This window comes from Rothia mucilaginosa (assembly GCF_019334805.1).
Taxonomy (GTDB): domain Bacteria; phylum Actinomycetota; class Actinomycetes; order Actinomycetales; family Micrococcaceae; genus Rothia; species Rothia mucilaginosa_C.
In genome coordinates this window covers 1,825,817-1,845,808 of sequence record NZ_CP079822.1, presented here as the reverse complement: position 1 = coordinate 1,845,808, position 19,992 = coordinate 1,825,817, and the positions used below count along the sequence as shown (strand labels likewise).

Annotated in this window: 11 protein-coding genes; 6 read left to right on the top strand and 5 right to left on the bottom strand. The window is 63.6% G+C overall.

The genetic code is table 11. The features are described from left to right. Positions 1-738: 738 nt before the first annotated feature. Positions 739-5,526, bottom strand: coding sequence for an ATP-dependent DNA helicase (locus LPB405_RS07390; RefSeq protein WP_219100988.1), 4,788 nt, complete (start codon positions 5,524-5,526; stop codon positions 739-741). A gap of 94 nt (positions 5,527-5,620) precedes the next feature. After that, on the bottom strand, positions 5,621-9,481 hold the full coding sequence (locus tag LPB405_RS07385) for a UrvD/REP family ATP-dependent DNA helicase (RefSeq protein ID WP_219100987.1): 3,861 nt from the start codon (positions 9,479-9,481) through the stop codon (positions 5,621-5,623). A 173-nt stretch (positions 9,482-9,654) separates the two neighbouring features. On the opposite strand from LPB405_RS07385, the gene LPB405_RS07380 reads away from it, so the two are divergent. From LPB405_RS07380 to LPB405_RS07355, 6 genes are all read left to right on the top strand, one after another. Then, on the top strand, positions 9,655-10,350 hold the full coding sequence (locus LPB405_RS07380; protein ID WP_219100986.1) for a 3'-5' exonuclease: 696 nt from the start codon (positions 9,655-9,657) through the stop codon (positions 10,348-10,350). A 152-nt stretch (positions 10,351-10,502) separates the two neighbouring features. After that, the gene (locus LPB405_RS07375; protein ID WP_219100985.1) at positions 10,503-11,870 is read left to right on the top strand and encodes a threonine/serine exporter family protein; all 1,368 of its coding nucleotides are present in this window, start codon (positions 10,503-10,505) and stop codon (positions 11,868-11,870) included. A 210-nt stretch (positions 11,871-12,080) separates the two neighbouring features. Continuing rightward, positions 12,081-13,430 carry a glutamate-1-semialdehyde 2,1-aminomutase gene (hemL, locus tag LPB405_RS07370; protein WP_219100984.1) on the top strand — a complete coding sequence of 450 codons (1,350 nt, stop codon included), beginning with the start codon at positions 12,081-12,083 and terminating at the stop codon, positions 13,428-13,430. Between the two features lie 32 nt (positions 13,431-13,462). After that, on the top strand, positions 13,463-14,641 hold the full coding sequence (locus tag LPB405_RS07365; RefSeq protein WP_219100982.1) for a sugar dehydrogenase: 1,179 nt from the start codon (positions 13,463-13,465) through the stop codon (positions 14,639-14,641). Positions 14,642-14,795: 154 nt separating this feature from the next. Further along, positions 14,796-15,995, top strand: a complete 1,200-nt coding sequence (locus LPB405_RS07360) for a carboxylate transporter (RefSeq protein ID WP_219100980.1) — start codon at positions 14,796-14,798, stop codon at positions 15,993-15,995. Positions 15,996-16,081: 86 nt separating this feature from the next. Continuing rightward, positions 16,082-16,729, top strand: a complete 648-nt coding sequence (locus LPB405_RS07355; RefSeq protein ID WP_257604892.1) for a hypothetical protein — start codon at positions 16,082-16,084, stop codon at positions 16,727-16,729. An 89-nt stretch (positions 16,730-16,818) separates the two neighbouring features. On the opposite strand, the gene hemB is transcribed toward LPB405_RS07355, so the two are convergent. From hemB to LPB405_RS07340, 3 genes are read right to left on the bottom strand one after another with little or no spacing between them, the layout of a single operon-like run. Further along, positions 16,819-17,820: a porphobilinogen synthase gene (gene hemB, locus LPB405_RS07350; RefSeq protein ID WP_219100978.1), complete on the bottom strand. Its 1,002-nt coding sequence runs from the start codon at positions 17,818-17,820 to the stop codon at positions 16,819-16,821. A gap of 55 nt (positions 17,821-17,875) precedes the next feature. Next, a complete protein-coding gene (locus LPB405_RS07345) occupies positions 17,876-18,796 on the bottom strand; it encodes a uroporphyrinogen-III synthase (protein WP_219100976.1) in 921 nt (306 codons plus the stop codon). Between the two features lie 5 nt (positions 18,797-18,801). Continuing rightward, positions 18,802-19,935: a hydroxymethylbilane synthase gene (locus tag LPB405_RS07340; protein ID WP_219100974.1), complete on the bottom strand. Its 1,134-nt coding sequence runs from the start codon at positions 19,933-19,935 to the stop codon at positions 18,802-18,804. Positions 19,936-19,992: the final 57 nt, after the last annotated feature.

Genomic DNA, 19,992 nt, shown 5'->3' with positions numbered 1-19,992 from the left:
CATGAATGACTCAGATTAAGGCTGAGACTTGAAGGTGCGCTAAAGGTGCCATTCACAATATTTCCCGGGCACAAATACGCCACAAACCCACATGAACCAACTTTTGACCTCGGGAGTCCACAGAGTCTCAACTTCACCTTGAACTATGCTCAAAATAGTGCATTTTAGGGTAAAAACTTACCCTGTAGATTTTTTCAAAAACTCCTGGAATACTTTTGCTGTGCCGCGAGAATACCAGCGGACACACTCCCCATAGCGCACTGACCAGCGCTGATATCGTGGCAGCGATAAATTGGGGAGACAGATTGGACGGGACCCTGACCGGTCATGTCAGACCCGAGCCGGATTCATGCACCGCGCAACCAATCACCGATGGCAGAAATCTATAGAGTTACTTTCGAGGTTGTGTTTGAGAGTAAAGACGCACGCAAACCCCACGGGGCGCCGGCGGCGCGAGTGAGGCCGCGAGAGCGGCAGTCGTTCGGCGCGATTCTTTCCCGGAGCGTGCGAGGGCACGAAGTACCTCTATAGTTCTTCAGCGGCTGAGGACGCCTCATCACCCTAATGCAGTGGGGTGAAGAGGCGTCCTCTGCCATTAACCGTAAAAGTCCGCGCAGAAAAGCAGCTCACGAGGCGCAATGCCTACGTGAGCTGCTTTTCTCTATTCGGTGACAGTAAGCGCTAGCACGCGAGCGCCGCCCGCCCGGCGCTGGGAGATTCGCTGTTGAGATCCGCTACCTAGCCCTTGCGCGCCTCACGGATCACCTTCGCCAGCTGCGCCTCCGTGGGCAGGCCGCCGCGGATCTGGTGATCCCACACCTCCGCAACGCCCTTGCCGCCCAGGTACACGAACACGGTGCTGATACGCTCCGGGTCCACGCCCATAATGCGGGAGAACGCGATACGGTACAGGCCCAGCTGGAAGCGTCGAGACTGCATGGTCGCCATCTTCGGGCGGGAACCACTCTTCCAATCCACCAGCACCCAGCGTTCGCCGTCCTCGTCCTCGGTGCGGAACACCGCGTCGATACGGCCGCGCAGGCTTACGCCCTCGATGTGGGTTTCGACCGGGTATTCGACCGCCCAGATGCGGTCCTTCCACTCGTCGCTACCCCACTCGCTGGTGGCGAAGCGCTCCCAGAGGCGCTGAACGGAGGCATCCAGTTCGCTCTCGGACTCCTCGTAGGCGTCCTCGAAGGTGAACTCGTCCTGTTCCTGCAGGTCAGCCGGGCTTGCAGAATCAGAGGGGTCTGCGGGCGCGGTGGAGGTGGCTGAGGCGGCAGTGGAACCCGGCAGATCAACGCCCACCGTATCCTCCGCGTCGGGTGCCTCCAGCGGGTCGGCACTCGGTGCGACGCCGAAGTGCTCCTCAATCAGCGCGTGCACCGCCGTACCAATTGTTGCCGCACGCGAGGGACGCTGAGGCACCGGGCGCATCAGCTGATGCATCGTGCCCTGCGGGTCCTTGCTCAGGCGGATGAACGTGGATGCGGACAGATGCCCCGGCAGCTGGTTGCTGGGCACCGGGTCGGTCTGCCCCATCATGAGCAGTAGCAGGTCGGCTTCGCGTTCCCAGTCCACCGCCTGCTGGCGCAGGGAATCGGGAATGGCGGACTCACCCTGTGCCGCGGCTGCGGCAGATGCGGCGGGTGCAGGGTGGCTTGCGCTCTCCCCCGCGACATCCCCGCTCTGGTGCAGGTCATCGTCACCCGCGCCGACGGCGAGCTCCACCGCCAGGGCGGCACGCTCCACCGCCTCGCGACGGCTCGAGGAGTTTATCGCAATCTCACGTTCCAGGTGCTCATGCTGGCCGCGGCGAAGCATCTCCTTCGTACCCTGCGTGAGAGCGTCATCAGAAGCCCAACGCCAAATTACGGGGCGCTCCAGCGGATCAAAAGGCCACATGGCGGTCAGCACCGCACCCAGGTTCGGGTTCCTGTCCTCGTAGTTCTTCTGAGCGAATTGGCCGCGCACCTCAATCGGCAGCGCCGCCGCCACCGTGGGCGAGAAACCGGGCTGAGGCGGTTGCGTCTCACGCCATTTCTCCCGCTCGGTGGCTTCGATGATCCATTCGGGCACCGGCAGGTTCAGGCGGGTACAGTTCTCCGCCACCGTGCGTGCTCGTACGGAAGGAGCCGCCAGCTGCCAATCCTGCGCGAGGGCGGGAGCCATAGCCTCAACCAGCGCCCAAGCGTAGCGTTGCACCTGCTCGGCGTATTTTGCCCGAGCGTTCGCGCGCGCCTCCGCCTGTACGGGGATTAGCTCGTCGGCGTCTACGGGGTAGAGTTCCAGCTCTTCCAGCAGTGCCGCCTCATCTGGGGCGGGCGGCAGGTTCGAGGGGTCCACGACCGTACCGTGCACCAGGGTCACCGGCTCCGCCAGGCGGTACTTCGATTCAGCCAGCTGCTCAGCCCAGCGGCGCACATGGTTCAGGTGCACCTTCTTGCGCTTATCGGCGGGATTCGGCATCGTGTACGACAGGCCCATGCCCACCAGCTGCGGCGCCGCCCAGGGGGTATCCATCGTCTCTTCGAAGCGCACAGAGGGCGCGTCTACCGTGGGGGTGCCCATGTCAAAGAGCGACTTGAAAAGCATCTCCATCAGCTCCTCCCAGAAGGGCTGCACCGGCAGGGGGAGCATAGCGGCGCTCTTCCAGCGGTAGGCGCTCAACGCCAGCAGGTTACGGGCACGGGTCATCGCCACGTACATGAGGCGGCGGTCCTCCATGCCGGCATGCTCGGCGGCATCATCCTTGTGCTCGGCCAGGTAGTCTTCCAGGTCCTTCGCCTTCTCGAAGGCGGTAATCTCCTCCGGGGTCTCAAGGATCGAGGGAAGGTACTCGCGGTCGCCACGCAGCGGCCAGGGCAGCGCCGTATTAGCCGACATCTGCCACAGGTTCGGGGTCTGCCCGCCGGTGGCGCTACCGCACAGGCCCGGCAGAAGCACGTGATCCCACTCCAGGCCCTTCGCGGCGTGCATGGTCATCAGCTGCACCGCGTTCGGGTCAGGTTCCACAGTGCCCAGCGCCAGGCCTTTCTCCTCGTCATCGGCACGTTCAAGCCACGCGAGGAAGCCCATCACGTAGCTCACGCCGCCCGAAGACAGCAGGAAGCGGCGCGCACCCGGGTCGCCTTCCTCCGCGCTCACGCCGTCAGAGCCGGCGTAAATCATCGCGTTAATACGCGGCGCCGACATGCCGTAGGCGGCGGCCACCTCGTGGAAAGCGTCCAGGTTCGCGCGTGAACCCAGCGGGTCGGTACCCGGGCGGACCGCCAGCTCAATATCCAGCAGCATGGTCCGCTCAATCTCGTACAGCAGCGTGCCCAAGTCCTCGCTCAAACCGGCACGCAGCACGCGCATCTGCTCGGCAAAAGCACGCAGACGCTCCAGCGCCGCCGGGGAGAAACGGCGGCCGCGGTACTGCTCACCGTAGAGAGGTTCGCCGTCCGCGCCGTCCTGCGGTAGGTTCTCCACCGCCTCAATCAGGGAGGCGTAGCCGGAGGAATCCTCCACCGCGCCCTTGAGGGTTTCGTCCAGGCGTTCCTGGGCAGCACGCAGGTGCTCCGCCTGCAGGTTGATAGCAGCAGCGTCGTCGGCGTCGTCGGCGTCTTCAGCCTCCGCGAGCATACGCAACGCCATCTGCTCACGCAGGGCACGCTCACGCTCACGCACCAGCGACTGCGCCCAATCACCCAGCGCCAGCATATCTGCCGCGCCCAGGCGCCAACGCGCACCCGTCAGCAGGCGCGCCAGCGCATCCGAACGGTTCGGATCAGCCAGCACACGTAGCGCCGACACCAAATCCACAACCTCCGGCTGGGAGAGCAAACCGCCCAAACCCACCTGCTGCACCGGAATACCCAGACGCTCACACTCCACACGAATCGGGTCCAGCTGACCGTGCACACGCGCCAACACCGCAATCTCGGGCATCTTCAGGCGCGGACGCACCGAACCATCGCCGGAACGATGCGCCGCGTAGGCGCGCTCATACTCGCGCACCGCCTGCGTGCGCATCGCCGCAATACGCTCGGCGATAGCCACAGCCTCCTCGCGGTCAGAGTCGTGGTACGTCAAATCGACGCGCCCCACCATGCCCGCGGCAGCCTGCTCAAAAGCGGGCGAGCCAGGCTCCCCCACCAGGGCGCAGCGCGGGCGCAGGTCAGGAACCTGAGCGGCGGTAATATCGCCGTCGGCGGCACGCACCCACTCGGGAACTTCCTTCAGCTTTTCCGCCACGTGGTTCGCCGCGTTCAGCACCGAAATGTCGTTACGCCACGCAATGGACAGGAACAGCGGCTGCACATGCTTAGTCGGGAAATGACGGTAGAAGCTGAACATCTGGCCGTCCGAAGCACCACGGAAACCGTAAATCGACTGCTTCGGGTCACCCACAGCCATCACCGGATGCGCCGGAATACCCGCCGCCTCATCGGCACCGTAAATCGAGGAGAACAAGCTCATCTGCGCGTGCGAAGTGTCCTGGAACTCGTCCAGCAGAACCACCTTGAAGCGGGCACGCTCACCCTCGCGGATCGCCGGGTCAGCCTCCGCAATGCGGGCGGCAAAGCGCATCAGGTCACCAAAATCCAGCACCTGCATGCGCGCCTTCACGCGGGCGTAGCTCATCGCCATGCGCGCGTACACCCGGCGGTTACGCAGCAGACGCTGAACCTTCTGAATATCCCTCTCGGTCTTCGTCGCACGGCGCGGATCGGGCACCGCCGCGTACGCCGCCAGCTGCTCGGTGCAGAAGTCAATAACGTCCTGCGGGTCAACCAGGTGCTCCGCACACTCATCAGAGAGCTGCAGCAGCTGGTTAATCATGGTCGCCGCAGACACCGGCACGTCGTCCTTGTCGAGGGGCAGCTCCCCCTCCCAGTACTGCACAATCTGCGCGGCAAGCTGCCACTTCTGCGCGTCGCCAAGCATCTGCGCGTCCTGCTCCACGCCCAGGCGCAGACCGTACTCTTTGACCAGGTTGTTCGCGTAGGAGTGGTAGGTGAGCACGGTCGGGTCAGCGATGCCCTCGCGCAGCTCCTCATCGGTCGGGGCGACGCGGCGGCTACGGCGCAGAGTGTTCAGACCGGCACGCATACGGCTGCGCAACTCGGTTGCCGCCTTGCGGGTGAAGGTCACACCCAGCACCTCTTCAGGGCGCACAAAACCGTTGTCGACCAGCCAAATCACGCGGTCAACCATGGTCGCGGTCTTACCCGAACCCGCACCGGCAATGACGAGGGTCGGGGCGGGGCCCGCCTCAATCATGCGGATCTGCTCGGGGGTCGGCTTCTTACCGTCAACGCCGTTGAGCATCTCGGCAATATCAAGGGCGCTGCGGTAGTCGGCAGGCTTCAGCGCGGGGTCGTTCGAGGCGGCTTCTGCCGAGAAGAGCACGCCGTTGGGTAGCTGCCAGCTATTGTGCTCGCACCACTGGGCGGGGGTGAGCATGCCGGCGCCAGAACCGGGGTGAGTACCGGGGCGAGCGCCCGGGTGAGTAGCGCCGTATGCGCCAGAGTCAGTCATGATTCCTCTTCCTCATGGATCATTCTCATGGGAGGTTCGGGGTGAGTGATATCGAAAGTAAACGGGGGTGCGCGGCTACTAGGGTACGCGACTACTAGGGCTGCGTCACCTGACGGCCGCGCGTACAAATCGGGCAGATCTCCGGCAGACGGCACCCATAGCCGCCCTCACGGTGACGAGCCTGCACCTGCGAGCCAGCAATCAGCTCCGCGGCGTGCTGCACCAGCTCAGCCGCCCACGAATCGTGCTCCGTCAGGGCGGGCTGAACCTGCAGGCGAGTCTTGCTCTCATCGTTCACGCCCGAGGCGCCCAGCTGCACGAGCGCCGCGCCTCCGGAACGACCCGTATAGCCGGTGTACTCCAGCTCCCGAGGGCGGGCATCCGGTAGCGGTTCACCCGCCTCCAGGGCGGCGGCTTCGGCGCGGTAACGATCCTCCAGCTGCTCGCCCGCGCCAGCCTCCACCGCAATCTGGTAGGCGGCAAGCTGCGGATGCGTCTCCATCTCCGCACCGGTCGGCTTAGACTTGCCGGTTTTTAGGTCAACAATGGCGTAGCGGCGGGTGCCGTCCTCCGCCGGGGCGGTACCCTCGAGGCGGTCCACACGACCGGTGAGCAGCGCATCCAGCTCGCCGACTTCACCGGCGGGGTCGAAGGGCACGGGCACACGCACCGAGAAGGAGCCTTCAACACCGAGGTTCTGCCAGCCGGCGTCGCCCATGTGCTGACGGTAGTAGTAGCTCAGGCGCAGAATCATGCGCTTGGCGCGCTCGTAGAGGGCGTAGGATTCCCAGGGCACGCGCTCGCGGTACTCTTCGTCGGTTTCGTCCTCCTTGCGGGCGGGCACGCCGAGGGAGCTAATGCGCTCGTCGAGGGCGGTTTGGAGCTCTTCGAGGGTGCCGGTCGGGTATTCCTCGGCGATGGCGTGAACGAGCGTTCCGAGGGAGCGGGACAGGTCGGTCTGGGCCTCGGCGCGGGCGGCGGAAACCAGCCAGTCCAGCGGGGAGCTGTGAATGGTTTCCAAGCGTGAGGGCGAGAGCGCAATGGTGCGGCGACCGGGGTTTTCGGCAGGCTCTTCACCGTGGCTTTCGCCGTCTTCACCGTGGTTTTCGTCCAGTTCAGCGTGGTCTGCCGGGCTGTGCGCAAAGAGCAACTCCGTGCTAGAAAGCGGCAGCAAACCCCACCACTCGTCGGGTGCGGCGCCGGGTGCCTGCGCATTCGCCAGGCGCGCCAGAGTGCGGGAGGCGGCATCGAGTCGGTACGCGGAAGCCTCTGGGGTGAGCGCTTCCTCCTCCGGTGCGTTGTGCACCTGTGCGCCGTGCTGAGCGTCTTCGGCACGCATCGCGTTCATCGATTCCTCAACGAGGGTGCGGCGAAGCTCCGCCACCAGGGAACGCAGGGTGGCGGGGCGGCGCACGCGGGTGATGGGCACGTCCGTGGAGTCGCCGACCGCGTCGGTGGGTAGCACGAAGTCGAAGAACTCGCCGGGTGCCTGATCGTCGTTGCGTACGGCGGTGAGCACGAGGCGGGTGCTGGCTCGGGTGGCGGCAACGGCGAACATGCGCAGCTCGTCGTGGCGGGTGTCGCGCACGCGTTCGGGGTAGCTACGGATGCGGGCGGGCGGCACCGGCTGCTCACTCTCCCCCGTCTGTTGTTCTGCCTGCTGGGCACGCTGGCGGAGGCGCGCATCGCACAGATCCACGAGGTCACCGGTACTCAGCAGGGAGCCGCGCACGGTGGTGTTGGGCCAGGTACCTTCCTGCAGACCGCATACATATACGGTGCGCCAGGACTGACCGGCGGCGAGTGCGGGGGTGAGAATCTCGACCGCGTCTTGGCGTACGCCGCGGGCGGCGAGGGTGTCCATGGGCAGGTCCTGCGCGTCGATGAAGTCGAGGAACTGCTCGGCACCGGCGCCGCGCATCTGCTCGTCGAAGCGGTCGGCAGCTTCGAAGAGACCAATCATGGCGTCGAGGTTGCGGTGGGCGGCATCGGCGTCGGGGCCTGCGCCGCGCGACTGGGCGACCCAGACCTTTTCGAGGCCGCTGGCTTCCCAGAGTGCCCAGAGCACTTCGGTGCTGGTGGATTCGGGGCGGGCGAGTGCTTTACGTCCGGCGGAGAGCACGGCTGCGATGCGGTGCACGGCGCGTCCTACGCCCTCTTCGGGGAGGGTTTCGGGGTGTAGCAGGGCACCGAGGAGCAGGTCGTCACTGGGTCGGTGGCCACCGCTTTGCAGTTCGATGGATCGCAGCTGCTGGCGGAGTCGTCGCACGTCCATACTGGATGCGCCACCGAGTCGGGATGTGAGCAGGGTGATGGCGCTCTGCGCGCCACCGAGGGGGTTGGCGCGGCTTTCTTCGGCGATGACGTCGTCGAGGCTTCGGCGCATGAGCTCTTCAGCTTCGGTGGCGCTGAGGGTTTCGTAGCCGCCACGCTCCGCCGCCTCCGCACCTTCTGCACCTTCTGCGGCGGGCATGTGCACGGCGGGGTTGAGCGCCTTCTCGCCGCGCTTACGGGCATAGACGAGCAGACTGAGCGCGTCGAGGAAGGGGCGTACGGCGGGCTCGTCGCGCACCGGCACGAGCGCCGCGGAGGTACGCGAGGGAATACCGTTCGAGGAGAGCACGCGGCGAATGCGCGCCACGTCCGCACTGCTACGCACGATGATGGCGGACTCGCGGTAGGGGTGGTTGCCGTAGATGCGTTCTTCGAGCAGCATTTGGGCGATGAGGTTCGCCTCGTCCTGAGAACTGGAGAGCGCATACTTATACACACCGGCGGGTGCGGTGCGGTAGTGCGCGGGGTCGAGGATTTTGCCGTCGGCACCCAGGTGCAGCAGCGGTTCGTCGGCGGCACCCCAGGTGAGGGCTTCGTCGGCGGGGGTGGTGTTGATGCGTCCGAAGGTTGCGGGCGCACCGTTCTTTACCCCCTCCTGCACACCATTCTTCGCCCCACCCTGCTCGGCGGTGAGCGGCACGAACCGGGTGTAGCGCGGCAGGCGGCGGCGAATGTCTGCCACGAGCGGCATCATGAGTGCGGGCAGGCGGTACGAGGTGGTGAGCGTGCGGGTGCGCATGCTCGGGAAGCTTGCATGCAGGGTGGTGACGAGGTCGGGGCGGGCGCCTCGGAAGCCCTGGACGACGGCTTCATCGCTGTAGGTCATGACAACCTGGGGGCCTTCAGCGAAGAGGTCGGGGTGGGTTTCGGTCAGGTGCGCGGCGTCTGCGGGGGCAACTTCTGCGGCGATGAGGCGCAGCAGTCGGTAGATGGAGGGGCTGAGTTCCTGCACGTCGTCGATGAGGATCAGGTCGTAGCGGCGGCGTTCTTCGGCGAGGAATTCGGGGGCGCGCAGTAGCAGCCGGCAGGCGTCGTTGATGAGTACTGCCGGATCGTAGGCGTTTTTGGCGCGGAGGGCTCGCACGGCACGGTATTCGGTGTGCAGCTGGGCGAGGGCGTGCCAGGCGGGCTGGTTGTGTTCGGTGGCGAGGCGGTGTACGTCGTCGGCGGTGAGGTCGTATTCTGCCATGCGGTCGAAGAAGTCGCGGATTTCGTGGCGGAAGCCGCGGGTGGGTAGGGCGTCGCGGAGCACGTCGGGCCAGGTGGGGCCGGGTGCGATGCCTTGGGCGTGGTTGGCGAGTAGTTCGCCGATGATGACGTCTTGCTCGGGGCCGGAGAGGAGTTTGAGGTTGCCTTCTACGCCGCTGAGGAGCCCGCGGGTTTGGGCTCGTTTGAGCAGGTCGAAGGCGTATGCGGCCCAGGCGCGGGTGGGTGCTACGGAGAGGCTTCGGTCGCTGGATGCGGCGATGGTGTCTCGCATGCGGGTTGCGGCGGTGCGGGTGGGTGCGAGGATGAGTAGCCGGGCGGGGTCGTTCCCGTCGGCGAGGTAGCGCAGGGCGCGGTCGGTGAGGTGGTGGGTTTTACCGGTTCCGGGGATGCCGGTGAGAAGTTGGGTTGTCATGGTTTCAGTCTATCGGCTGTAGCGCGGTTGTACCTTGTCGGTTGTCATTCGGGCTCGTCGGTGGCTTATGCGCCGCCCCGGTGACTTATATATGTCGCCCTACCAGGGGGCTTATCCACAGCCGCGTGACGACCGGGCGCGCGCCTGCACCGCCGCTGGGTTAGTCTTATAGCATGACCTGGATGAACGGCCTGCGCGCCACTTTTGACCTTGAAACCACCGGTGTGGACGTCACCACCGCCCGCATCGTGACTGCTTCCCTGATTCTGCTGGATCCTCAGGGTAATGTGGTGCGCCGTGGCGAGTGGCTGGCTGACCCCGGTGTTGAGATCCCTGCCGGTGCCGCCGCCGTGCACGGTATTACGACCGAGTACGCGCGTAAGCACGGTCGTCCCGCCCGCGAGGTCGTGTGGGAGCTTGCCGGCGCGATTGGTGCGCTGAACCTTGACGGCGTGCCGATTATTGCGTTCAATGCCGCCTACGATTTTTCGGTGCTGCACCACGAGATGCTGCGCCACAATATTGCTAACGGTGAGCTACCGCCCGGTGTGGTGCTCGACCCGTACGTTCTGCATAAGCACGTGATTCCGCGTAAGCGCGGCAAGCGCACCCTGGAGGTTCTTGCCGCCGAGTACGGTGTCTCCCTGGAGAATGCGCACACCTCCGCTGATGATGCCCTGGCGGCGGAGCGTCTGCTCGTAAAGCTGACCGAGCAGTTCCCCGAGGTCCTCAACGTGGATGCGCGCCAGCTACACGAGCAGCAAATTCAGTGGGCGGTGGAGCAGGCGGCGAGCTTCCAGGCGTGGTTGCGTACGCAACCGGGTAAGGAATCTGAGGTCATTGACGGCCGCTGGCCGGTGCGCCGATAAAACTGCGCCGCTAAAAACCTAGGCAACATCCTCAAACACCTCTCCTTTACTGACGGGCTGACACTATCCCCGTTTGGGCTTCTCCCCTATGCTAGATAAGGAACCACACCTACACGAATAGCACGTGAATAGCACGACCCGGAAGGCCTCTCATGGATGATCAGCCCCGCACTACCGAGCCGTACCCTGACACTAATACGCGCAGTATTTATCTGGGGTCTACCCGTCTGGCTCATGAGCACCTGGTGGCGCAGTCGCAGGTGGTGCTCCGCCTGGGCCGCATCCTGATGAAGTCGGGTGCGAGCGCCTACCGTATTAAGGCGTCGATGGCGCGTTTGGCGAAGGCTGTGGGGTTGAAGGAGCATCACGCGCAGGTGACCTTCACCGAAATTTCGACTTCTTCGTACACTGACGGTAATTTCCGTACCGAGGTCGCTGAGCAGCGCACGATGGGCATTAACGCCCATAAGCTGGATCAGTTGGGTAAGTTCATTTCTGAGCTTCCTGAAAAGATTACTCCGGCGGAGGCGAATGCTGAGCTTGACCTTATTGATTCGGCGAAGCCTCTGTACACCCGCTGGATGTTGGCGCTGGCGTCGGCGGTGGCGTGTGCCGGGTTCGCGTTCTTGAACCGTGGCGGTCTGGTGGAGTGCACGGTGGTGTTCTTCGCGGCGGGTGCCGGCCAGTTTTTGCGTTCGACCCTGCTCAAGCGCGGGGTGAGCCATTTGGCAACGTGGATGGCGTGTGGCTTCCTGGCGGCGGGCCTGTACATTGCGATTGTTAATGTGCTGGTTGCGGCGGGTTTGATTAGTCACAATCATATGATTGGTTTTATTTCGTCGGTGCTGTTCTTGGTGCCGGGTTTCCCCATGGTGACGGGCATGCTCGATATTTCCCGCATGGACTTTTTGGCGGGTATTTCGCGTCTAACCTATGTGGGTTTGTTGTTGCTGAGTGCGTCATTTGCGGTGTGGGTTTTGGGTTCACTCTTCCACCTGCCGTTGGCGGCTCCTGCGCCTCTTAACCTTGACCCGACCCTGTATTTGGTGTTGCAGGTGCTTTCCTCGGGTGTTGCGGCGGCTGGCTTCGCGATGCTTTTTGCCGCTTCCCCGGTGGCGTGTGTGTGGGGCGGCGTGATTGCGGCGGTGGCGAACCCCATCCGTATTCATATGGTGGAGGCGGGTATGCCCGCGCATATGGCAGCGACGATTGCCGTGTTTGGTGTGGGTATTTTGGCTGAGATTGTGGCGCCGCTGCATCAGCGCAAGTACACGCGTATTTCCCTGTCGGTTCCGGCGGTGGTGACGATGGTTCCGGGTGTTCCGTTCTACCGTTCGATGTCGCATTTTGCTAGCGGTGACATGTACTCGGCGGCGAGCGGTTTCGTGCAGTCCCTGCTGATTTTCATGGCGTTGGGTATGGGCCTGGCGTTTGTGCGTCTGCTCTTTGATAAGAACTGGCTGTTCGATCAGGACACTCAGGTGCTCAACCGTCTGGACACTGACCGGCACCTGCGTTAGCGCGTTGCGCATCCTCTCTGTTCCCTAACTTGTCTGTTGTGTTTTATCGTCACCTTTCGGTACGTTCAGGTGCTTGTCACCTGCGGTTCATCTGTAGCGCCTATGATGGTTAGGGTACGGGACGTTAGTAGCGTGCGGGCTCCGTTGCCCGTTGCACGTCGTCCCTTGTAATTCTTTAGTTCGCCGTCTCGTTTGAAAGGCACCGATACGATGACTTCCTCTTCTACTCACCCGCTGCATCATGAAACCAGTGAGAAGCTTTTTGAGCGTTCTCGCGCGGTGATTCCCGGCGGCGTGAATTCCCCGGTGCGCGCTTTCAATTCTGTGGGCGGCACCCCCGCGTTTGCCGCGAAGGCTAAGGGCGCGTACCTGTACGATGCGGACGGCAACGAGTACGTTGACCTGGTCTGCTCGTGGGGTCCGTCGATTCTGGGTCACGCGCATCCGCAGGTGGTTGAGGCTGTTCAGCAGGCGGCTGAGCGCGGCCTGTCTTTTGGTGCGGCGAGCGCGCCGGAGGCTGAGCTGGCTGAGCTGGTGGTCAACCGTATTAACGCGGCGATTCCCGGCGCGATTGATCAGGTGCGTATGGTGTCTACCGGTACTGAGGCGACGATGACTGCGATTCGTCTGGCGCGCGGTGTGACCGGTCGTGACAAGATTATTAAGTTCGCAGGCTGCTACCACGGTCACGTGGATGCGCTGCTTTCCGAGGCTGGTTCGGGTGTGGCTACCCTGGCGCTGCCGGGTTCTGCTGGCGTGACTGCCGCAACCGCCGCGGAGACCATCGTTCTGCCCTATAACGACCTGGACGCTGTGCGTGAGGCGTTCGCGAACCATGAGGGTCAGATTGCCGCAATTATTACTGAGGCGGCGCCCTGCAACATGGGCGTGGTGACCCCCGAGCCCGGTTTCAACCGTGGCCTGCACGAGATTGCGCACGCGAACGGTGCGCTCGTCATTTTTGATGAGGTGCTGACCGGTTTCCGTGTGTCTTCGGCTGGTTACTGGGGTTACGCTGCTCCCGAGGACGGCGGCTGGGTTCCCGATATTTTCACGTTCGGCAAGGTTATTGGTGGCGGTATGCCCATCGCGGCGCTGGCCGGTAAGCGTGAGGTCATGGAATACCTGGCGCCGGTCGGCCCCGTCTACCAGGCTGGTACTCTCTCCGGTAACCCGCTGTCCGTCGCGGCGGGTATTACGACCCTGACCCTGGCTGATGCCGCCGTCTACGCGCACCTGGATTCGCGTAGCGCCCAGCTGCAGCAAGCTCTGACCGAGGCGTTCAACGCCGCCGGTGTGGACCACTCCATCCAGAGCGCCGGTAACCTCTTCTCGGTGGCGTTTGGCACCTCCGAGGCGGGCGTGCACAACTACGCCGACATCAAGGCGTCGGCAACCAGCCGCTACAACGCGTTCTTCCACTCCATGCTCGAATCCGGCGTGTACCTGCCGCCGAGCGCATTCGAGGCATGGTTCGTTTCTGCCGCCCACGACGATGAGGCGATGGAACGTATCATCTCGGCTCTTCCGGCTGCCGCCGCTGCGGCTGCCTCCGCGTAAGGGTTTGAGAGACGTAAGGAGGTGAGCGGCTCATGGATTTGAGCGCTCTGAGCCTGCCCATGGAGCAGCTACGCGACGTGTGGCTGGTCGCCTTCATGGTGTACGTGGGCTTGTGCCTGCTGGTGGATATCGCCTACCCGGTGCCCATCAAGAAGGAGAAGGCAGCCGACCTGTACCTTGAGGTGTCCGGTTCGCCCGTTGATGAGGCGCGCCGCGCCACCGCGGAACGTACCGCGATGGGTGCGCCGCTGAGCTCGTCCCGCAAGGGTAGCGCCACGAAGAAGGCGAAGAAGAAGCTGGATTCTATTGAGGGTGCCGGCGTGTTTAGCGGCTGGTTCCACACGGTCATGTACCTGTGGGCCTGGATTGTGGCGGTCTCTATCTTCACCCTGTACTGGGATATCGTGTATGACGGTGTTGTACTGCCGGCGTTGCTTCTGCCGTTCCTCATGGTGTACCTGGGTGCGCGTATTGGCCGCCGTCAGTGGCGTGCAGTTCGCGGATACAGCAAGGACAACCGTGTGCTGGGTATGCCGCGCATCTACTCGGCGACGCTGGGTAAGCTGAGCGCACCGTTCCGTGTGCGCGGCACCGTTCCGGGTGTGGAGCCGATTCGTGAGGACCGCACCGTCTACTGGGGGCTCAACGGTATTGCGTTCCTGCTCGCCTCGGTCTTCTTGATTTCGTTGGCAGGTATGAGCGACGAGGATTGGGGATCAATCTATATCGGTCACGCTTCTTGGTTCTTGGCGGCGGCGTACATTCCGCTGATCATCATGCTGCTGATGTACAACCGCGATTACGTGGTGTACAACCCGGATTCGTTCCAGGCTGGGCGTCTGCTCCTTCCGGCGAAGTCCCGCCCCTACTCTGAGGTTCGCGCGTTCCGTGTGTACCCGAAGAACCCGGACGCTATTAAGCTGAACCCGAAGGACGCGAGCCAGTGGCGGCTGGAGATTCTGCTTCCCAGCGGCCGCAAGCACGACTATGCGCTCAATGATCACCAGATTGATTGTTTGGTGGCGCAGATTGCGTTCAAGATTGAGCAGGAACGCTGGGCGCAGCTGGATTCGCCGGCGGACCGTGAATTGTTGGCGAAGTACTTCGTGGACGGCCGCGTGATCTGCACGACCATGGGTTACAAGCCTGCCGGTAAGCATGCGGAGGAGGCGGCACGCCGCGCGTCCTTCCAGAAGGCGCAGTACAAGTAGGCGGGTTGCTCCTAACCGCTCTTATACCGCGAGAAGCCACATGTGTTTCGAGAAGCCACATAAGACGTGGCTTTTCGAAACACATGTGGCTTCTGAGCACCATAGACACACCATCACCGATACCCCGTGGAGAGACACCGTAGAGAGGACAATCATGGACCTTGCCGCCCTCGGCCTGCCCCTAGAGCAGGTGCGCAACGTGTGGCTGGTGGCCTTCTTCATCTACCTGGCGTGCTGCCTGCTGGTGGAGGTCGCCTACCCGACGCTCATTGGTGCCTCGCGAGCGCGTGAAGTCTACGCGTCGGTGATGGGCTCCCCCGTCGAGGATACGAAAAAGGCAATCGCAGAGCTCGCTCAGGATGGCAATCCCCTCACTCCCGAGCAGGAAGAATCAGCAATCCGCAGGGCTGAGGCTCAGCTGGAAAGCATCAAGGGTTCGAACGTCCTTATGGATTTTGGGCATATCCTCGTGTACGGCTGGGCGTGTGTCATCGTCTATTCGACGTTCGCCCTGTACTGGGATATGGCGTATGACGGGATCCTGATTCCTGGGCTGATTCTGCCGTTCCTCATGGCGTATTGGGCGGCGCGCTGGGGCCGCCGAAGCTGGCGTACCGCACGCGGTTTCAGTCCGAACGAACGTCACCTGGGCATGCCCGCTATCTATACGAGGACGCTGGGGCGGCTCAGCGCCCCGTTCCGCGGCACGGTCGCGATGCCCAGTAGTGAGCCCATTCAGGTTGATTGGAAGGGGCAGGGAATCTTCCTCTTTGTGGCTCTTCCCGTCGGTGGTTTCTTCTTGCTCTGCTACCTTCATTCGCTCGCGAACACTGAGCTACTCGAGTATGTGCCCACCTATATCGGTAAGACGTCAATAGCGTTTCTTGTTGTCTACGCGTTGGCTATTCCGTACCTGTGGTGTACGGTGCGTTCGTACTACCAGTTCACGCCAACCGTGGTGAAGCGCGGGCGGTTTTTCCGTTCGCCTAAGGTCTACCAGTACTCCGATATTGAGCGGTTCAAGGTTTACCCCTGGTACACGGGCGATCCCGAGGATATTGACCCTGATGAGCAGATGCCCAGTGATTGGCGTCTTGCCGTCACCTTCTCCAACGGTGCCCAGCAGATTTTTGGTTTGGGGGATTACCGCATTGATTGTTTGGTGGCGCATATTGCGTTCAAGCTGGAGCAGGAACGCTGGGCGGATGTGGATTCCCCGGCGGACCGCGAGAAGCTGCCCCTGTATTTTGTGGAGGGGCGCGCCATCTGCCTGACGCTGGGGTACAAGCCGACGAACGAGCTGACAGAAAAGGCAGTGGCGCGCATCGTAGCGTCCTACAGTAAGACGGACTAGCGGCTAATACGTGCAGATATTAGCCAGCGACCTTTAACCGACGCGAGGCCACACACCATCACCGATACCCGTGGAGAGGACAATTCATGGAGCTAAGCGCTTCCGCACCCCTGGAGGAGATTCCTCCCCGAGCCAGACGAGTCTGGAAAAGAAACCAGTTCTATTTTGAAACCCACTTTGTGCTGTTCCTAGCCTTCTGCGTTTTCTTCTACGCGCTCATTGGCTGGACCATTCTGGGTGTCCGTCCGATGTCCCGCCGCGACGCGTCCATCATGCTGGGGATTGTCGCCGCGATAACCTTTGCGACTCGGTGGTACTGCAGGAGGCGGTACTTGCTGTTCAACCCCGATTCGTTCTACATTGGGCGGCTTTTCCTACCGGCGAAGAAGTACAGTTACCCCGACATTGAGGAGTTCTGCGTCTTCCCGAAGAATCCCGAACAGATCAAGCCGACCTTCTACGAGCCGTCGCAATGGCAGATAGAAATCAAGGTGCCGTCCAAAATCCCGCCGAACCTTGCCAAGCGCATGCCGTGGCTGCGCAGGCACATTGTGGCGGTGCACGATGAGCGCGTCGTCTGCCTGACCTCCCAGGTTGCGTTCTACCTTGAGCAGGAACGCTGGGCGGACCTGCGCTCCCCCGCTGACCGTGAGAAGCTCGCGGAGTACTTCACCAACGGCAACATTGTGTGCACCTCCCTCGGGTACAAGCCAGTCAGCGAAGAACAAGCCTAAACGGTGAAAAGCCACATGTGTTTCGAGAAGCCACCAAAGATGTGGCTTTTCGAAACACATGTGGCTTCTCAGCGTCTAGAAGAGAGGGGTTAGGCATCCAGCTCGTGGAGCCAGCCTGCCGCCTCCGTACCGTAATAGGTCAGGATGACGTCCGCACCGGCGCGGTGAATCGAACGTAGCGACTCCAACACCACAGCCTTACGGTCAATCCAGCCGTTCGCCGCAGCCGCCTCAATCATCGCGTACTCACCCGACACCTGATACGCCGCCACCGGCACCGGCGAAAACTCCGCCACCTCGCGCACAATATCCAGGTAGCTACCGGCAGGCTTCACCATGACCATATCCGCGCCCTCCTCCAGGTCAGCGCGCACCTCCAGCAGCGACTCGCGGCGGTTCGCCGGGTCCTGCTGATACGTCTTACGGTCACCCGTAAAGCTGGACTCCACCGCGTCACGGAACGGGCCAAAGAACGCCGAAGCGTACTTCGCCGAATACGCCAGAATCGACACATCCTCAAAGCCTGCCTCGTCCAGGGCGGCGCGCATCGCCGCAATCTGGCCGTCCATCATGCCCGACGGGGACACCGTGTGCGCACCCGCACGCGCCTGCGAAACCGCCATCTTGCAGTACAGCTCCACAGTCTCGTCATTATCCACCACGAGCGTGCCGTGGCCGTCATCAACCAGCACGCCGCAGTGGCCGTGGCTCGTGAACTCATCCAGGCAGGTATCAGCCATAACCACCAGGTCATCACCGAACTCCTCACGGCACACCGCAATCGCACGGTTCAGGATGCCCTGCGGATCCCACGCGGTCGAGCCGACCTCGTCCTTATCCTCATCGCGAGGAATGCCGAACAGGTCAATGCAGCGGATGCCCGCCTCGTAGGCCTCACGCACGGCGGGGATGATGCTCTCCAGGGTGTGCTGGAACTGACCGGGCATCGAACGAATCGGCTGCGGCTCGTCGATGCCGTCGCGAACGAAGAACACCTGAATCAGCTGCGCGGGGCGCAGAGTGGTCTCGGCGACGAGGGAGCGCATGGCTGCGGTGGTGCGCAGACGGCGCGGGCGGCGGGTGAGGTTCATGATCTCTCCTGAAAACTCGATAAAAATATGTGGTCTTAGTAGATGAGGGATGCGCCTACATGAGGGACGCGGCGGCGCGCGCCAAATCCTGCGGTGACGGCGAATCGGCCTGCACGTAGCGCAGGTTCAGGGCGCGGCATGCGGAGGCGGTACTCGCCCCAATCGCCACCACCGGCGGCATGGATTCGGGTCCTAGCGCGGGTGCGCCGTCGAGTAGGGCGTGCAAGCGGGAGGGGGCGGTCACCACCAGCACATCCGGCGAGGGGGTTTCCGGGGCGGTGATTTCCGGGTCGGCGGCATCTACGGCATTCCCCTGTACGAGCGAGCGAGCGGTGCTGAGGCTCAGCTCGCCGGGTGCCACCTGCTCGGCGGGCACCATATCGTAGAGTACACAGCGGCGGCTGTCCCAGCCCAGGTTTTTGAGGCCTTCGCGCAGGGTCGGGCGGGCGTTGGAACCCTCCAGAACCAGCACGGCGGCGGAATCAGTCGCGGCGGAATCAGCTGCGGGGTCTACGGGGGCGGGGCGCCCAAACTCCGCGAGCATACCGGCGGCGCTCTGCACCTGCGGCTGAAAATCCGTGCCCAGCCCCAGCTGAGCGTGTACAGCGCGGGCGGTTGCCGCACCCACACAGGCAATGCGCACTCCCCCGCTCGCGCAGGCGGGTGCAAACTCCGCGCCCCACAGCTCGGCGCAGGCGCGAACAGTGTTGGCGCTCGTGAAGCTCACCCACGCGTAGCGACCGGAGGCGAGCGCCTCCAGCGCGGCGGCGTGCTCTGCCCCCGGTTCGACGGTGCGTGCCTGCTGTAGCGGGGCGAAGAGTACCCGGGGCTCCCCCAACCCGTTCTGTGCGCTTTCCTCGGCGAGGGCGCGGGCAAAGGCGGCGCCCTGGGCGGCGGAGCGGGTCAGCAGAACCGTGCGCGGGGCATCAGCCTGCCGGGATTCAGAACGCGAGGTATCAGAAGGCGGGGCAGACATGACGCCTACTTCAGGTCCAAACCGGCAAGGGCAGCGGCACCCATCTGCAGCAGGTCTTCCGCCACGCGCACGCCCAGGCGTTCGGCGCCGGGCACATCCAGTTCGGCGGTTGCCGAGGTGTGGCGCAGCATGTCGGTGCCGTCCGGGGACGCCACCACAACGTTAAGCACCAGGTCGCCTTCAACCACGTGCGCGTACGCGCCGATGGGCGCGGCGCATCCGGCTTCGAGGCGGCGTAGCAGGGCACGTTCGGCGCTGACGGCGAGGCGGGTTTCGTGGTGGTTTGCAGCGAGCAGGGCACGGCCGAGGGCACGCACCGGGCGCGCCACCTCGGGGTCAGCGAGCACGGCGGGGTCCGGGTTCTCGAATTCGCTTTCGCGCACTTCCAGGGCGAGCGCGCCCTGGCCGGGGGCGGGCAGCATGCGGGTGGGGTCAAGGTACTCGGTGATGAGTTCTTCCTTGCCCAGGCGCTTGAGGCCGGAGACGGCGAGCACCACGGCGTCACAGTCGCCACTGCGTTCGGTGCCTACGCCGTGGTCGGCGCGTTCAGAAGTTTCGGTGTTCTGGCGGAGCACGACCTGCTTGCCGGCGTGCTCTTCCAGGCCCTTCACGCGGCCGATGCGGGTGCCCACGTTACCGCGAATGTCCACGATTTCAAGGTCGGGGCGCAGTGCACGTAGCTGGGCGGCGCGGCGGGGTGAGCCGGTGCCCACGCGGGCCCCCTCCGGCAGGGTGTCCACGGTCAAGCCGTCGCGTGCCACGAGGGCGTCGCGGGGGTCTTCACGCTTGAGGGTTGCGGCGACCACCAGGCCGGGGCAGGGCGCGGAGGGCAGGTCCTTGAGGGAGTGTACTGCCATGTCCACGCGGTTTTCTTCGGAGGCGTTCTCGCCGTCAAGCAGGCGCTGGCGCAGTGCCGCAGCGAATACGCCGGTGCCGCCAAGGGTCGCCAGGGGTCCGGTGAGCACGTCGCCTTCGGTTTTGACGGTGCGCAGGGTGAAGTCCACGACCTCGGCATCTGCGGCGCCGTGGTGTGACTGGTGTTCGGTGTAGAGGGAGGTGACTGTTTCAGCGGCAATACGGCTTTGGGTCAGGGCGAGAGCAGACCCGCGGGTGCCCAAGATGTACTCGTGATGGCTCATATCTCTCCTTTTCGGTGATGTGTGTGATAGCCCGTAGGCGTGTGCGTTTCCCAGAGG

Coding starts and splice junctions, on each gene's coding strand:
- LPB405_RS07390 (WP_219100988.1), bottom strand. CDS start 5,526: ATGACTGACTCTGGCGCATACGGCGCTACTCACCCGGGCGCTCGCCCC.
- LPB405_RS07385 (WP_219100987.1), bottom strand. CDS start 9,481: ATGACAACCCAACTTCTCACCGGCATCCCCGGAACCGGTAAAACCCAC.
- LPB405_RS07380 (WP_219100986.1), top strand. CDS start 9,655: ATGACCTGGATGAACGGCCTGCGCGCCACTTTTGACCTTGAAACCACC.
- LPB405_RS07375 (WP_219100985.1), top strand. CDS start 10,503: ATGGATGATCAGCCCCGCACTACCGAGCCGTACCCTGACACTAATACG.
- hemL (WP_219100984.1), top strand. CDS start 12,081: ATGACTTCCTCTTCTACTCACCCGCTGCATCATGAAACCAGTGAGAAG.
- LPB405_RS07365 (WP_219100982.1), top strand. CDS start 13,463: ATGGATTTGAGCGCTCTGAGCCTGCCCATGGAGCAGCTACGCGACGTG.
- LPB405_RS07360 (WP_219100980.1), top strand. CDS start 14,796: ATGGACCTTGCCGCCCTCGGCCTGCCCCTAGAGCAGGTGCGCAACGTG.
- LPB405_RS07355 (WP_257604892.1), top strand. CDS start 16,082: ATGGAGCTAAGCGCTTCCGCACCCCTGGAGGAGATTCCTCCCCGAGCC.
- hemB (WP_219100978.1), bottom strand. CDS start 17,820: ATGAACCTCACCCGCCGCCCGCGCCGTCTGCGCACCACCGCAGCCATG.
- LPB405_RS07345 (WP_219100976.1), bottom strand. CDS start 18,796: ATGTCTGCCCCGCCTTCTGATACCTCGCGTTCTGAATCCCGGCAGGCT.
- LPB405_RS07340 (WP_219100974.1), bottom strand. CDS start 19,935: ATGAGCCATCACGAGTACATCTTGGGCACCCGCGGGTCTGCTCTCGCC.